At 51.3% G+C, this 13,311-nt stretch carries 14 protein-coding genes and 1 riboswitch; of the genes, 8 read left to right on the top strand and 6 right to left on the bottom strand.

Translation table 11 applies throughout. The annotated features are described in order from the left end of the window. Positions 1-112 precede the first annotated feature (112 nt). The 3 genes from FEK66_RS11875 (at position 113) to yegS (ending at position 3,307) form a co-directional block, all read left to right on the top strand. The gene (locus FEK66_RS11875) at positions 113-445 is read left to right on the top strand and encodes a YegP family protein (RefSeq protein ID WP_130206970.1); all 333 of its coding nucleotides are present in this window, start codon (positions 113-115) and stop codon (positions 443-445) included. 343 nt (positions 446-788) lie between these two features. After that, positions 789-2,150: a tRNA 5-hydroxyuridine modification protein YegQ gene (gene yegQ / locus FEK66_RS11870; RefSeq protein ID WP_000476028.1), complete on the top strand. Its 1,362-nt coding sequence runs from the start codon at positions 789-791 to the stop codon at positions 2,148-2,150. A 257-nt stretch (positions 2,151-2,407) separates the two neighbouring features. Then, positions 2,408-3,307 carry a lipid kinase YegS gene (gene yegS, locus FEK66_RS11865; protein WP_135494470.1) on the top strand — a complete coding sequence of 300 codons (900 nt, stop codon included), beginning with the start codon at positions 2,408-2,410 and terminating at the stop codon, positions 3,305-3,307. Positions 3,308-3,498: 191 nt separating this feature from the next. Here the strand turns inward: yegS and fbaB are convergent, their stop codons facing one another. Beyond that, complete coding sequence (gene fbaB, locus FEK66_RS11860; protein WP_000129551.1) at positions 3,499-4,551, bottom strand: class I fructose-bisphosphate aldolase; 1,053 nt, start codon at positions 4,549-4,551, stop codon at positions 3,499-3,501. 256 nt (positions 4,552-4,807) lie between these two features. Between fbaB and FEK66_RS11855 the strand changes: the two genes are divergently transcribed. From FEK66_RS11855 to FEK66_RS11845, 3 genes are read left to right on the top strand one after another with little or no spacing between them, the layout of a single operon-like run. After that, positions 4,808-6,085 carry a nucleoside permease gene (locus FEK66_RS11855; protein WP_135494472.1) on the top strand — a complete coding sequence of 426 codons (1,278 nt, stop codon included), beginning with the start codon at positions 4,808-4,810 and terminating at the stop codon, positions 6,083-6,085. Continuing rightward, positions 6,082-7,086 (top strand): ADP-ribosylglycohydrolase family protein, encoded by a 1,005-nt coding sequence (locus FEK66_RS11850; protein WP_135494474.1) that lies wholly within the window; start codon positions 6,082-6,084, stop codon positions 7,084-7,086. Before FEK66_RS11855 ends, FEK66_RS11850 begins: the two co-directional genes overlap by 4 nt. Beyond that, positions 7,083-8,048 carry a carbohydrate kinase family protein gene (locus FEK66_RS11845; RefSeq protein ID WP_138211466.1) on the top strand — a complete coding sequence of 322 codons (966 nt, stop codon included), beginning with the start codon at positions 7,083-7,085 and terminating at the stop codon, positions 8,046-8,048. The genes FEK66_RS11850 and FEK66_RS11845 overlap by 4 nt, the downstream gene beginning before the upstream one ends. Here FEK66_RS11845 and FEK66_RS11840 read toward each other — a convergent pair. The 5 genes from FEK66_RS11840 to rcnR all read right to left on the bottom strand — a co-directional run bounded on the left by FEK66_RS11840 (position 8,022) and on the right by rcnR (position 11,784). Next, positions 8,022-8,768, bottom strand: a complete 747-nt coding sequence (locus FEK66_RS11840) for a GntR family transcriptional regulator (RefSeq protein ID WP_135489099.1) — start codon at positions 8,766-8,768, stop codon at positions 8,022-8,024. The two genes, FEK66_RS11845 and FEK66_RS11840, sit on opposite strands and share 27 nt — an antisense overlap. Positions 8,769-8,819: 51 nt before the next feature. Continuing rightward, a complete protein-coding gene (locus FEK66_RS11835) occupies positions 8,820-9,638 on the bottom strand; it encodes a glycoside hydrolase family 25 protein (protein ID WP_135494476.1) in 819 nt (272 codons plus the stop codon). A gap of 65 nt (positions 9,639-9,703) precedes the next feature. Next, positions 9,704-10,504, bottom strand: coding sequence for a bifunctional hydroxymethylpyrimidine kinase/phosphomethylpyrimidine kinase (thiD, locus tag FEK66_RS11830; RefSeq protein ID WP_135494478.1), 801 nt, complete (start codon positions 10,502-10,504; stop codon positions 9,704-9,706). Continuing rightward, complete coding sequence (gene thiM, locus FEK66_RS11825) at positions 10,501-11,289, bottom strand: hydroxyethylthiazole kinase (RefSeq protein WP_135494480.1); 789 nt, start codon at positions 11,287-11,289, stop codon at positions 10,501-10,503. Before thiM ends, thiD begins: the two co-directional genes overlap by 4 nt. Before the next feature lie 34 nt (positions 11,290-11,323). Continuing rightward, positions 11,324-11,420, bottom strand: a riboswitch (TPP riboswitch). 91 nt (positions 11,421-11,511) lie between these two features. After that, a complete protein-coding gene (gene rcnR / locus FEK66_RS11820; RefSeq protein WP_000019944.1) occupies positions 11,512-11,784 on the bottom strand; it encodes a Ni(II)/Co(II)-binding transcriptional repressor RcnR in 273 nt (90 codons plus the stop codon). 120 nt (positions 11,785-11,904) lie between these two features. Here rcnR and rcnA point away from each other — a divergent pair, with 120 nt between their 5' ends. Together rcnA and rcnB are read left to right on the top strand one after the other, a co-directional pair. Beyond that, positions 11,905-12,714 (top strand): nickel/cobalt efflux protein RcnA, encoded by an 810-nt coding sequence (gene rcnA, locus FEK66_RS11815; RefSeq protein ID WP_130260035.1) that lies wholly within the window; start codon positions 11,905-11,907, stop codon positions 12,712-12,714. Positions 12,715-12,931: 217 nt separating this feature from the next. Next, positions 12,932-13,270 carry a Ni(II)/Co(II) efflux transporter accessory subunit RcnB gene (rcnB, locus tag FEK66_RS11810; RefSeq protein ID WP_131161432.1) on the top strand — a complete coding sequence of 113 codons (339 nt, stop codon included), beginning with the start codon at positions 12,932-12,934 and terminating at the stop codon, positions 13,268-13,270. Positions 13,271-13,311: the final 41 nt, after the last annotated feature.

Here is a 13,311-nt window from a genome sequence, read left to right as displayed (position 1 = left end):
ATCTCCCCCATGCATTAGAGGGTATTCCCCTGATTGGCAACCACCTGAATATCACCCATACTTAAATCGTTACATACTGTTTTCGATACGCAATTTCAAGCAAGGAGTCAATATGGCTGGTTGGTTTGAACTTAATAAGAGCAGTGATAATCAGTTCCGTTTTGTGTTAAAAGCGGGAAACGGAGAAATCATTCTCACAAGCGAATTGTATGCCTCAAAAGCCTCTGCGGAAAAGGGCATCGCCTCGGTACAAAGCAACAGTCCGCAGGATGAACGCTATGAGAAAAAGACGGCGAGCAACGGCAAGTTTTATTTCAATCTGAAAGCGGCCAATCATCAGATAATTGGTTCCAGCCAGATGTATGCTACCGCTCAATCACGCGAAGTCGGAATTGCCTCTGTAAAAACCAATGGCGTAAGCCAGACGGTGAAAGATAAGACTTAATCATTGTGCCGGGCGCGGATGACGCGCCCGGCTTTATTTCTAATAAACACTGGCTTATTGATGCTAAGGATCAATCCGCGCCATTAAAATAATGAGAGGATAAGTTTCATATTCGGTGAAAGAATTTTTGTTCTTCTTTTTGAACGCCACGTTATTTATTTCCTGCAAGTGCCGAAGAAATTATCGTTATTCGCATCCTTACCAAAACCAGGAGACGACCAGACATTTACACTGGAGCCAACCCCACCGATTGCGCTACAATGCCCGCCCTTAAAGTGGGGACACTCCCCTAACCGCTTCATCAGGTGAAGCGGATCTGACCTGTCATCAGAACGAGAGAATTATGTTTAAACCGGAACTCCTTTCCCCGGCGGGAACGCTGAAAAATATGCGTTACGCTTTCGCTTATGGCGCAGATGCTGTTTATGCGGGCCAGCCGCGTTACTCCCTGCGTGTGCGCAACAACGAATTCAACCACGAAAATCTTCAGCTCGGCATCAATGAAGCCCATGCGCTGGGGAAAAAGTTTTATGTCGTGGTCAACATTGCGCCGCACAACGCTAAGCTGAAAACCTTTATCCGTGACCTGAAACCGGTAGTGGAAATGGGGCCGGATGCGCTGATTATGTCCGATCCTGGGCTGATTATGCTGGTGCGTGAGCACTTCCCTGAAATGCCGATCCACCTTTCCGTGCAGGCTAACGCCGTAAACTGGGCGACGGTAAAATTCTGGCAGCAAATGGGCCTGACCCGCGTGATCCTCTCCCGTGAACTATCACTGGAAGAGATTGAAGAGATCCGCAATCAGGTGCCAGATATGGAGCTCGAAATCTTCGTTCACGGCGCACTGTGCATGGCCTACTCCGGTCGCTGCCTGCTCTCTGGCTATATCAACAAACGCGACCCGAACCAGGGCACCTGCACCAACGCCTGCCGCTGGGAGTACAACGTCCAGGAAGGTAAAGAAGATGACGTCGGCAACATCGTACACAAATACGAGCCGATTCCGGTGCAAAACGTTGAACCGACGCTGGGTATCGGCGCGCCAACCGACAAAGTGTTTATGATCGAAGAGGCCCAGCGTCCGGGCGAGTATATGACCGCGTTTGAAGACGAACACGGCACTTACATCATGAACTCGAAAGATCTGCGCGCTATCGCACACGTTGAACGCCTGACCAAAATGGGCGTGCATTCGCTGAAAATCGAAGGCCGCACCAAATCTTTCTACTATTGTGCACGCACCGCGCAGGTTTATCGTAAAGCTATCGATGATGCCGCTGCGGGCAAACCGTTCGACACCAGCCTGCTGGAGACGCTGGAAGGTCTGGCGCATCGCGGCTATACCGAAGGTTTCCTGCGTCGCCATACGCATGATGATTATCAGAACTACGAATACGGTTATTCCGTTTCTGACCGCCAGCAGTTTGTTGGTGAGTTTACCGGTGAGCGTAAAGGCGACCTCGCGGCGGTAGCGGTTAAAAACAAATTCTCCGTTGGCGACAGCCTTGAGCTGATGACTCCACAGGGCAATATCAACTTTACCCTTGAGCATATGGAAAACGCCAAAGGCGAAGCTATGCCGGTTGCGCCGGGCGATGGTTATACTGTGTGGATCCCAGTCCCGCAGGATCTCGAACTGAACTACGCGCTGCTGATGCGTAATTTCTCTGGGGAAACCACGCGTAACCCGCACGGCAAGTGATTAATTTCAAGTATTTTTCCCTGATAGAAAATTCTTAGAAACCGATCACATACAGCTGCATTTATTAAGGTTATCATCCGTTTCGCTGAAAAACATAACCCATAAAATGCTAGCTGTACCAGGAACCACCTCCTTAGCCTGTGTAATCTCCCTTACGCAGGCTTATTTTTTTGCACCACGACTTTCATCCTGTTCTGACTCCACCTTCTCTTTTCTGCTCTACACTTTCTAAAGATCAATAATAAAGGCATACGACGATGGCCGATTTTCCCGCCAGTTTGCTGATTCTTAACGGCAAAAGTGCTGACAATGAAACATTGCGCGAGGCGATTATGCTGTTGCGTGAGGAGGGAATAACGATCTATGTACGGGTCACCTGGGAGAAAGGTGATGCCGCGCGTTTTGTGACTGAAGCGCGCCAACTCGGCGTCGCGACAGTGATAGCAGGCGGTGGTGATGGCACCATTAATGAAGTCTCCACGGCGTTGATTCAGTGTGAAGGCGATGACATTCCTGCTTTGGGGATTTTGCCGCTAGGTACAGCGAATGATTTCGCCACCAGCGTGGGGATCCCTGAGGCGCTGGATAAGGCGTTGAAACTGGCGATTGCCGGTAACGCTATTGCGATTGATATGGCGCAGGTTAACAGGCGCACCTGTTTTATCAATATGGCAACGGGCGGGTTTGGTACGCGTATCACCACCGAAACACCGGAAAAATTAAAAGCCGCGCTGGGGGGAGTCTCTTACATCATTCATGGCTTAATGCGCATGGATACATTGCAACCGGACCGTTGTGAGATCCGTGGTGAAAATTTTCACTGGCAAGGAGATGCCCTGGTTATTGGCATTGGCAACGGGCGTCAGGCCGGTGGCGGACAGCAGTTGTGCCCAAATGCGCTGATTAATGATGGCTTGTTGCAGTTGCGTATTTTCACCGGAGATGAAATTCTTCCGGCCCTCGTATCCACATTAAAATCTGACGAAGATAACCCGAATATTATCGAAGCCGCTTCGGCGTGGTTCGATATACAAGCACCACACGAAATTACGTTTAATCTTGATGGCGAACCGTTGAGTGGACAAAACTTTCATATTGAAATACTTCCGGCGGCGCTGCGTTGTCGATTACCACCGGATTGTCCGTTATTGCGTTAATCAAATTATTCTCTCTTGAATTAGGGAAAATCAGTTATGCCGGATGCGGTGTAAACACCTTATCCGGCCTACGGGGCTGTGCTGTGCGTAGGCATGATAAGACGCTTCAGCGTCGCATCAGGCATAGGTTGCCGGATGCGGCGAGAACGCCTTATCCGTCCTACGGGGCTGTGCTGTTCGTATGAAGCGTATCAGGCGATAGTAATTTTGCTATCGAGATAAACGTCCTGCACGGCGTTAATCAGTTTCACGCCGTCGGCCATCGATTTCTTGAACGCTTTACGTCCAAGAATCAGCCCCATTCCGCCTGCGCGTTTGTTGATAACCGCAGTACGCACCGCATCACTAAGGTCGGTTTCACCGCCTGCAGCACCGCCGGAGTTAATCAGCCCTGCACGCCCCATATAGCAGTTAGCTAACTGATAACGCACCAGATCAATCGGGTTTTCACTGGTCAGCTTGCTGTACACGCGATCGTCGGTATAACCGTAATTAATCGCTTTATAGCCGCCGTTATTTTCCGCCATTTTTTGTTTGACGATATCTGCACCGATGGTCGCCGCCAGATGGTTCGCCTGACCAGTCAGGTCGGCGGAAACATGGTAATCAACGCCATCTTTCTTAAAGGCGGAGTTACGCAAATAGGCCCACAGCACTGTCACCATGCCCAGCTCGTGCGCACGTTCAAAGGCCGCAGAAATTTCTTCAATCTGGCGACGTGACTCTTCCGAGCCAAAATAGATAGTCGCACCAACCGCCACCGCACCCATGTTGAACGCCTGCTCCACGCTGGCATACAGCGTTTGATCGTAGGTGTTCGGGTAACTTAGCGTCTCGTTGTGATTAAGTTTGACGAGGAATGGAATGCGGTGCGCATAACGCCGCGATACCGATGCCAGCACGCCGTAAGTTGACGCCACACAGTTGCAGCCCGCTTCGATCGCCAGTTCCACAATGTTTTTCGGGTCAAAGTAGAGCGGATTGGCGGCGAATGAAGCTCCGGCGGAGTGCTCGACGCCCTGGTCAACCGGCAGAATAGAAAGGTATCCTGTGCCGGCCAGACGCCCGGTGTTGTAGAGCGTCTGCATATTACGTAACACCGCTGGCGGACGATTATTGTCAATCATCACGCGGTCTACGTAATCATGTCCGGGGAGATAAAGCTGGTCAGAAGGAATAGTCATACAACGGTGCTGTAAAAGGTTGTCGGCGTCTTTGCCAAGCAACTGCGCAATATCTGTCATTACTATGCTCCCGTAAATTCCGATTGGATATCGGCTATGGATTGTCCTGGCCCACCTTTTGCGGGCAATCATAATCCTGGTCGTTACGGGCTGGTTTTGCCATCTTTTGGATGTTTTTTCAGCGTTTTCTGTTGGCACGATTCATCAGAAAAAATGTTACAGCGGTCAAGCTTTCACCGCAAAGGTATTTAAAAGGTATTGTTAAGTGGTATTGTCAGCGCGTACCTTACATTACCTGTCATGAAGGAATTAAAAGATGAAAACAACAGCAAAGCTGTCGTTCATGATGTTTGTTGAATGGTTTATCTGGGGCGCGTGGTTTGTGCCATTGTGGCTGTGGCTAAGTAAAAGCGGTTTCAGTGCCGGAGAAATTGGCTGGTCCTATGCATGTACCGCCATTGCGGCGATCCTGTCGCCTATTCTGGTTGGCTCCATCACTGACCGCTTTTTCTCGGCGCAGAAAGTGCTGGCGGTATTGATGTTCGCCGGTGCGGTGCTGATGTATTTCGCCGCGCAACAGACCACCTTTGCCGGGTTCTTCCCGTTACTGCTGGCCTACTCGCTAACTTATATGCCGACCATTGCGCTGACTAACAGCATCGCGTTTGCTAACGTGCCGGATGTGGAGCGTTATTTTCCGCGCATTCGCGTACTGGGGACTATCGGCTGGATTGCCTCTGGCCTGGTCTGCGGATTCTTGCCTCAGATGCTGGGATATGACGATATCTCACCGACCAATATTCCGCTGTTAATTACCGCAGGAAGCTCCGCATTGCTCGGTGCGTTTGCCTTATTCCTGCCAGACACGCCGCCAAAAAGCACCGGCAAAATGGACATTAAAGTCATGCTCGGCCTGGATGCGCTGATCCTGCTGCGCGATAAAAATTTCCTCGTCTTTTTCTTCTGCTCATTCCTGTTTGCGATGCCACTGGCGTTCTATTACATCTTTGCCAACGGTTATCTGACTGAAGTCGGCATGAAAAACGCCACTGGCTGGATGACGCTCGGCCAGTTCTCTGAAATCTTCTTTATGCTGGCATTGCCGTTTTTCACCAAACGCTTTGGTATCAAAAAGGTATTATTGCTTGGTCTGGTCACCGCCGCGATCCGCTATGGCTTCTTTATTTATGGCAGCGCGGATGAATATTTTACCTACGCGTTACTGTTCCTCGGCATTTTGCTGCACGGCGTAAGCTACGATTTTTACTACGTTACCGCCTACATCTATGTCGATAAAAAAGCGCCCGTGCATATGCGTACCGCCGCGCAGGGGCTGATTACGCTCTGCTGCCAGGGCTTCGGCAGTTTGCTCGGTTATCGTCTTGGCGGCGTGATGATGGAGAAGATGTTTGCTTATCAGGAACCGGTAAACGGGCTGACCTTCAACTGGGCCGGGATGTGGACTTTTGGCGCGGTGATGATTGCCATTATCGCCGTGCTGTTCATGATTTTTTTCCGCGAATCCGACAGCGAAATTACGGCTATCAAGGTCGATGATCGCGATATTGCGTTGACACAAGGGGAAGTTAAATGAAAACAGAACGTATTCTCGGTGCTCTTTATGGGCAGGCGTTAGGGGATGCGATGGGGATGCCCTCCGAGCTTTGGCCACGCAGCCGCGTTAAAGCACACTTTGGCTGGATTGACCGTTTTCTGCCTGGACCAAAGGAGAATAACGCGGCCTGTTATTTTAACCGCGCCGAATTCACCGACGATACCTCGATGGCGCTGTGTCTGGCGGATGCGTTGCTGGAACGTGAAGGCGAGATCGATCCGGATCTGATTGGGCGTAATATTCTCGACTGGGCGCTGCATTTCGACGCCTTCAACAAAAACGTGCTTGGCCCAACCTCGAAGATTGCGCTTAACGCCATTCGCGACGGTAAACCCGTTGCTGAACTGGAAAACAACGGCGTGACTAACGGTGCGGCGATGCGCGTCTCACCATTGGGGTGTTTACTTCCGGCGCGTGATGTTGATTCCTTTATTGATGATGTGGCGCTAGCGTCCAGCCCGACCCATAAATCCGATCTGGCGATTGCGGGGGCGGTGGTTATTGCATGGGCGATTTCTCGTGCCATTGACGGCGAAAGCTGGTCAGCGATTGTGGATTCTCTACCCTCAATTGCGCGACATGCTCAACAAAAACGCATCACTACCTTCAGCGCCTCACTGGCGGCGCGCCTGGAGATTGCGCTGAAAATTGTGCGCAATGCCGACGGCACCGAATCCGCCAGCGAACAGCTTTACCAGGTCGTTGGCGCAGGCACCAGCACCATTGAGTCCGTGCCATGCGCCATTGCGCTGGTTGAACTGGCACAAACCGACCCGAACCGTTGCGCCGTCCTGTGCGCTAACCTTGGCGGCGACACAGACACCATCGGTGCTATGGCGACGGCAATTTGCGGCGCGTTGCATGGCGTTAACGCTATCGATCCTGCGTTAAAGGCGGAACTGGATGCGGTAAATCAGCTTGATTTCAACCGCTATGCCACAGCGCTGGCGAAGTATCGCCAACAACGGGAGGCGGTATGAGCGGCGCTCGATTACACACGCTGCTGCCTGAATTAACCACGCGTCAGCCAGTTATGGTGATTGGCGCGGCGGTCATTGATGTGATCGCCGACGCTTACGCCCTGCCCTGGCGCGGGTGCGATATCGAGCTGAAACAGCAGAGCGTTAACGTTGGCGGCTGCGCACTGAATATTGCCGTGGCGTTAAAGCGCCTCGGCATCGAAGCGGGTAATGCCCTGCCGCTCGGTCAGGGGGTGTGGGCGGAGATTATTCACAACCGGATGGCGAAAGAGGGGTTAATCAGCCTGATCGATAACGCCGAAGGCGATAACGGATGGTGTCTGGCGCTGGTTGAGCCGGATGGCGAACGCACGTTTATGTCGTTCAGTGGTGTGGAAAATCAGTGGAATCGCCAATGGCTGGCGCGATTAACCGTTGCGCCTGGCAGCCTGCTCTATTTTTCCGGTTATCAACTGGCCTCGCCCTGCGGCGAATTGTTAGTGGAATGGCTGGAAGGGCTGAAAAACGTGACGCCGTTTATCGATTTTGGCCCACGTATTGGCGATATCCCGGATGCATTACTTGCGCGGATCATGGCCTGTCGACCTTTAGTGTCACTCAATCGTCAAGAGGCTGAGATTGCCGCCGAACGTTTTGCTTTATCCGCAGAGATAACAACGCTTGGCAAGCAATGGCAGGAGAAATTTGTCGCGCCGTTGATCGTCCGTCTCGATAAAGAAGGTGCCTGGTATTTCAGCAACAACGCTTCTGGCTGCGTTCCGGCATATCCAACGCAAGTTGTAGACACCATTGGCGCAGGTGATAGCCATGCAGGTGGCGTACTTGCCGGGCTGGCCTCTGGTCTGCCACTGGCGGATGCCGTATTAGTGGGCAATGCAGTGGCGTCGTGGGTTGTCGGGCATCGCGGCGGTGATTGTGCGCCAACGCGCGAGGAACTACTCCTCGCACACAAAAACGTATAGATCGCTGCGACAGTGGCTGATGCTGTACTCAATAGGCCGTTGCTGTTGGTCAAGTGCCACTTGCTTGATCACCAGCACCGGTATTTTGCTATCTAACTGAATATGTGACTGAAACTCGGCATCCGGCATCCGGGCGCTAACGCGGGAACGCGTACGTTGTGGAAAAATATGCTGACTGCGGAAGTAGTCATAAAGAGAAATCCCGATGGCATCAACATCATGAATTAAATGCGCCGGAACCCACGACTCTTCAATCGATACCGCTTCTTCATCGACATAACGAATACGCTTCAATAAAAAGACATCACTGCCCGCTTCGACCGCCAGTTGCTGTGCGACTTCTTCAGGACATTTCACGACACGCTTGTTAACCCATAGCGTATCGGGCTTTTTCCCGCGCAACACCACCTGTTGAGAAAATCCTCGCGCTTCTTTCAACGAGTATTCAAAGATGTTGTTGATCTGCGTGCCGTAGCCACGCGAACGCGTCACCACGCCCTCTTCTTCCAGCGCCTGCATCGCCTTGCGCACCGTAATACGCGAAACGCCGGTTAACTGACTTAAATCACGCTCGCCGGGTAAAATATTGCCATGTTCCAGCACCCCGCTGCGCACGGCATTTTTTACCGTTTCGGCAAACTTAATATAAAGCGGCGTGTTGTCCGCCGCTAAAATACGCTCATTCAGTTGAGCGATAAGCTGGGTATGCGCTTGTTCCATTTGTCTTTTTCCAGGCGATGAGTCTGGAGGAAGTATATCACTGCTGGTTATTTAAGGCGTTTCTTTAATGCCATCAACGAAAGCCTGCAATTCCTCCGCCTTGCCATTAAACACATTAAAATCCACCGGACCATTAATGCCATCTACCTGTCCACGGTCGGAATGCTGCCAGAAGCGCCAGGCCATGCCGTCACTGTCCGGACGACGTTGATAGTAGTGCGCTACCCACCACGGATACTCATTGAAATACCCCGCCAGGTTCGTGTGATAAAACACGGCTCCTGAGTAAATAATTGGCTTTTTTCCCGTGCGTTTTTCGACCATTTTTAGCCACTGACTTACCCGTTTGCGTAATTCTTTTGCCGATAATTTTCCTCGCTCTTCTACGTCCAGCACGGCAGGGAAATCGCCGTGGGCAAAATCCACCGTTTGCAGAAATAATCTTGCCTGAACTGAAGCGGATACCGACGGAGAAAAATAGTGATACGCCCCACGCAGCAGGCCATTTTCACGGCTTCTTTGCCAGTTGCGCGAAAAATACGGGTCAACCAGCTTTTCACCTTCCGTAGCCTTAATAAAAGCAAACTGTAAGCGGATACCGTTGTCGCGCATTTTTGCGACACGCTGCCAGTCGATCCGCTCCTGCCAGCGTGAAACATCAATACCATGAATGGTGTAATTGGCAGGAATGCGAATAGCAAAAGATTTGACCGGGCGATAACCATAAAAGTGGATGTAGTCTTTAATCTGAATTGCTGTCGAATAGAAAAAATTCACCGTCTGACGGGGATGAATCGCAACGATGGAAATTAGCCCCAGAGCGCATATCAAAGCGGTGAATTTTTTTCGACTGGCGATTCTTAGCTGCATTGGTTTCATCCCTGAATTTCAGCGCGAAAAAGCTGAAAAATGCCAAAGCAGCTATACTACGGTGCTCACCACCAGGCGTGAAAGTGGTGAACCGGACCAATCCCGTGGCCAACTTCCAGCGTGTCTGCCTGCGCTAACGCCGCAGAAAGCCAGCTTTTTGCCTCCTGTACGGTGTCAGCCCAGTTTGTATGGCGCGGGCTTAGTGCAGCCAGCGCCGCAGAGAGCGTACAACCGGTGCCGTGGGTGTTTTTGGTCATAATGCGCGGTGCGGTAAATCGTTGTTCTCCCTCACGAGTAAACAGCCAGTCCGGGCTTTGCTCGTCATCCAGATGACCGCCTTTCATCAGCACTGCACCGCAGCCCATCGCCAATAATTCACGTCCCTGTTCCAGCATTTCCTGTTCGTTACGCGCGTGTGGCGCATCGAGCAAGGCGGCAGCTTCGGGCAAGTTTGGCGTTATTAATGAAACCAGTGGCAATAATCGACCGCGCAGCGTGGCAACCGCCGAAGGTGAAAGCAGCGGATCGCCACTTTTTGCCAGCATAACGGTGTCGAGTACCACGTTTTGGATCTGATAACGTTGCAGCCGTTCTGCCACCGCTTCAACAATATCGGTTTCCGCCAACATACCAATTTTAGTGGTGTCGATTCGCACATCGCTGAACACCGAATCGAGCTGGGCGGCGACAAAATCAGGCTCAATGCGATACACCGACTGTACGCCACGGGTATTTTGCGCCACCAGTGCAGTAATAACTGAGCAACCATAAGCGCCAAGTGCCGAGAAGGTTTTAAGATCGGCCTGAATCCCCGCACCACCACTCGGATCAGTACCGGCAATCGTCAGAGCGTTAATCCGTTTCATGCCTGCACCTCCTGCGTCAGCTGCCAGAGCGCGTCAAGGAAATGTGGAACAAAACTACCCGGCCCCTCGCTTCTGGCGACTGCGCGTTCTCCCGCTTGTTTCATCCAGTGACAGGTAGATGCGACATTTTCCAGCGTATCACCCGGTAATGCACAACTGGCGGCGACGACTGCCGATAATGCACAGCCAGTTCCTACCACTTTGGTCATTAACGGATCGCCGCCGTGAATGCCAACGGTGCGACGACCATCGGTAACATAATCTACCTCGCCAGTGACCACGACAACTGCGCCAGTTTCCCGTGCCAGTGTTTGTGCGGCGGGCAACGCGTTAGCTACGTCGTCAGTGGTATCCACACCACGTCCACCATTAGCAATGCCAGCTAATGCCATGATTTCCGAAGCATTACCGCGTATCGCTGCCGGTTTAAAAGATAAAAGTTCATGACAAAAACAGCGGCGATAATCGAGCGCACCAACCGCAACCGGATCAAGCGTCCAGGGCGTTTGTGATCGTGTTGCCTGCTCAACGGCGGCACGCATCGCCTGTGCGCGTGGCTGCGTCAGCGTGCCAACGTTAATCAACAAGGCACTGGCGATGGCCGCAAACTGACTGGCCTCTTCGGCTTCAATAACCATCGCTGGCGATGCACCGAGCGCCAGTAAGGTATTGGCAGTAAAGGTTTGCACCACATCATTGGTCATGCAGTGCACAAGGGGAGAGTGTTGGTGAAAGAGGTGTAACGCGTGCGCAGATTGCGCGGAACTCAGCAGGTCGACTTGCATAGTTTGCTCCTGCCATAACGTGAAGAAGCAATGACCTGATGGTCTGTGACTTCCCTACGCTGGCATTATCCAGATCAGGTGATACGGGTATTTCTCAGCCTTCACAAGGAAGGGCACCCCGAGTCGTTTGGTTGCGATGATAAATCGCAGAGGAGGATGGTAATGTCCAGCGCACGTGTTGTAAACGAGGAAAAACCGCAGTTTTACAATCGCGTTAATAAATTATTTGATATAAGAATCTAGCACCTTCAGAACGACATCCAGATCTTCTTCACGTTTTAGCTCATCCCCCTGGTGAACGATGTGTTCCGTCAGATGACCTTTAATCACTTCCCGCATCAGACCGTTTACCGCGCCACGGATAGCAGCAATCTGTTGTAAAACTGCAGCGCATTCATGCGGTTCGTCGAGCATTTTCTTGAGCGCCACGACCTGGCCCTGAATCTTACTGGCACGCGCTTTCAGTTTCTGTTTATCACGGATTGTATGAGACATGGCAACACCTGGTTAACAAGAACATGAAAAATCATAGCACTATTAATCTACTGGGGGGTAGTATCAGGTACTGGGGGGGAGTAGAATCAGATTGCCGAATTAATACTAAGAATTATTATCATGACCGAATTTACCACTCTTCTTCAGCAAGGAAACGCCTGGTTCTTCATCCCTAGCGCCATCTTACTTGGTGCGCTTCATGGCCTGGAACCAGGGCACTCAAAAACGATGATGGCGGCGTTTATCATCGCCATTAAAGGCACCATTAAACAGGCGGTGATGCTTGGACTGGCGGCAACCATTTCGCATACGGCAGTAGTCTGGTTGATTGCTTTTGGTGGGATGGTGATCAGCAAACGCTTTACTGCACAGTCAGCGGAGCCGTGGCTTCAGTTGATTTCCGCGGTGATCATTATTGGCACCGCTTTCTGGATGTTCTGGCGTACCTGGCGCGGCGAACGCAACTGGCTTGAGGATATGCACGGGCATGATCATGAGCATCATCACGACCACGAACATCATCATCACGAACATGGTCAGAGTGACGAGTATCAGGATGCTCATGCGCTGGCCCATGCCAGTGACATTAAACGACGCTTTGATGGTAGAGAGGTCACCAACTGGCAAATTTTGCTGTTTGGCTTAACCGGCGGGCTTATCCCCTGCCCCGCAGCGATAACAGTACTGTTGATTTGTATTCAGTTGAAAGCCCTCACGCTGGGAGCAACGCTGGTCGTCAGTTTCAGCATCGGCCTGGCATTAACGCTGGTAACAGTAGGCGTTGGGGCGGCAATCAGTGTTCAACAAGTTGCAAAACGCTGGAGCGGATTTAACACTCTCGCTAAACGCGCCCCCTATTTTTCCAGTCTATTAATTGGTTTAGTCGGGTTGTATATGGGAGTGCATGGTTTTATGGGTATTATGAGATAAAACAAACACCTGGGCTTCGTTATCCCTTTAGCCCAGGATGATTCTTAAATCAGCTTATTCCGCTCGCTTCTCGCTCAATGAGGATGCTTTTGCTGCATCCTTTCATTTACACTTTTTACGAAATCATGGGATCACTAACAAAATATCTCTTGTCGGTTATATTGTATGGCAGGAAAGATATGCGACTGATTTTACTGATCCCCAAAGTGGAGAGTATATGACCATAAAAAATAAGATGTTGCTGGGTGCGCTTTTGCTGATAACCAGCGCAGCATGGGCCGCACCAGCCACCGCGGGTTCGACCAATGCCTCGGGAATTTCGAAGTATGAGTTAAGCAGTTTCATTGCTGACTTCAAGCATTTCAAACCAGGTGACACCGTACCAGAAATGTACCGTACCGATGAGTACAACATTAAGCAGTGGCAGTTGCGTAACCTGCCCGCACCTGACGCCGGAACCCACTGGACCTATATGGGCGGTGCATATGTGCTGATCAATGATACCGACGGAAAAATCATTAAAGCCTACGACGGTGAGATTTTTTATCATCGCTAAAAAAAGCCCCCTCGGAGAGAGGGGGAAATGCAGACACCTTA

Source organism: Escherichia sp. E1130 (genome assembly GCF_005781065.1).
Lineage (GTDB): Bacteria > Pseudomonadota > Gammaproteobacteria > Enterobacterales > Enterobacteriaceae > Escherichia.
Note: the sequence above shows the minus strand (reverse complement) of the source record. Positions and strands in the feature narration are given on the sequence as shown.

What these genes read in the sequence shown, in the direction of transcription:
- rcnA (WP_130260035.1), top strand. Translation starts at nt 11,905, where the DNA reads ATGACCGAATTTACCACTCTTCTTCAGCAAGGAAACGCCTGGTTCTTC.
- yegS (WP_135494470.1), top strand. Translation starts at nt 2,408, where the DNA reads ATGGCCGATTTTCCCGCCAGTTTGCTGATTCTTAACGGCAAAAGTGCT.
- FEK66_RS11835 (WP_135494476.1), bottom strand. Translation starts at nt 9,638, where the DNA reads ATGCAGCTAAGAATCGCCAGTCGAAAAAAATTCACCGCTTTGATATGC.
- fbaB (WP_000129551.1), bottom strand. Translation starts at nt 4,551, where the DNA reads ATGACAGATATTGCGCAGTTGCTTGGCAAAGACGCCGACAACCTTTTA.
- FEK66_RS11850 (WP_135494474.1), top strand. Translation starts at nt 6,082, where the DNA reads ATGAAAACAGAACGTATTCTCGGTGCTCTTTATGGGCAGGCGTTAGGG.
- FEK66_RS11875 (WP_130206970.1), top strand. Translation starts at nt 113, where the DNA reads ATGGCTGGTTGGTTTGAACTTAATAAGAGCAGTGATAATCAGTTCCGT.
- yegQ (WP_000476028.1), top strand. Translation starts at nt 789, where the DNA reads ATGTTTAAACCGGAACTCCTTTCCCCGGCGGGAACGCTGAAAAATATG.
- rcnR (WP_000019944.1), bottom strand. Translation starts at nt 11,784, where the DNA reads ATGTCTCATACAATCCGTGATAAACAGAAACTGAAAGCGCGTGCCAGT.
- FEK66_RS11840 (WP_135489099.1), bottom strand. Translation starts at nt 8,768, where the DNA reads ATGGAACAAGCGCATACCCAGCTTATCGCTCAACTGAATGAGCGTATT.
- rcnB (WP_131161432.1), top strand. Translation starts at nt 12,932, where the DNA reads ATGACCATAAAAAATAAGATGTTGCTGGGTGCGCTTTTGCTGATAACC.
- thiD (WP_135494478.1), bottom strand. Translation starts at nt 10,504, where the DNA reads ATGAAACGGATTAACGCTCTGACGATTGCCGGTACTGATCCGAGTGGT.
- FEK66_RS11845 (WP_138211466.1), top strand. Translation starts at nt 7,083, where the DNA reads ATGAGCGGCGCTCGATTACACACGCTGCTGCCTGAATTAACCACGCGT.
- FEK66_RS11855 (WP_135494472.1), top strand. Translation starts at nt 4,808, where the DNA reads ATGAAAACAACAGCAAAGCTGTCGTTCATGATGTTTGTTGAATGGTTT.
- thiM (WP_135494480.1), bottom strand. Translation starts at nt 11,289, where the DNA reads ATGCAAGTCGACCTGCTGAGTTCCGCGCAATCTGCGCACGCGTTACAC.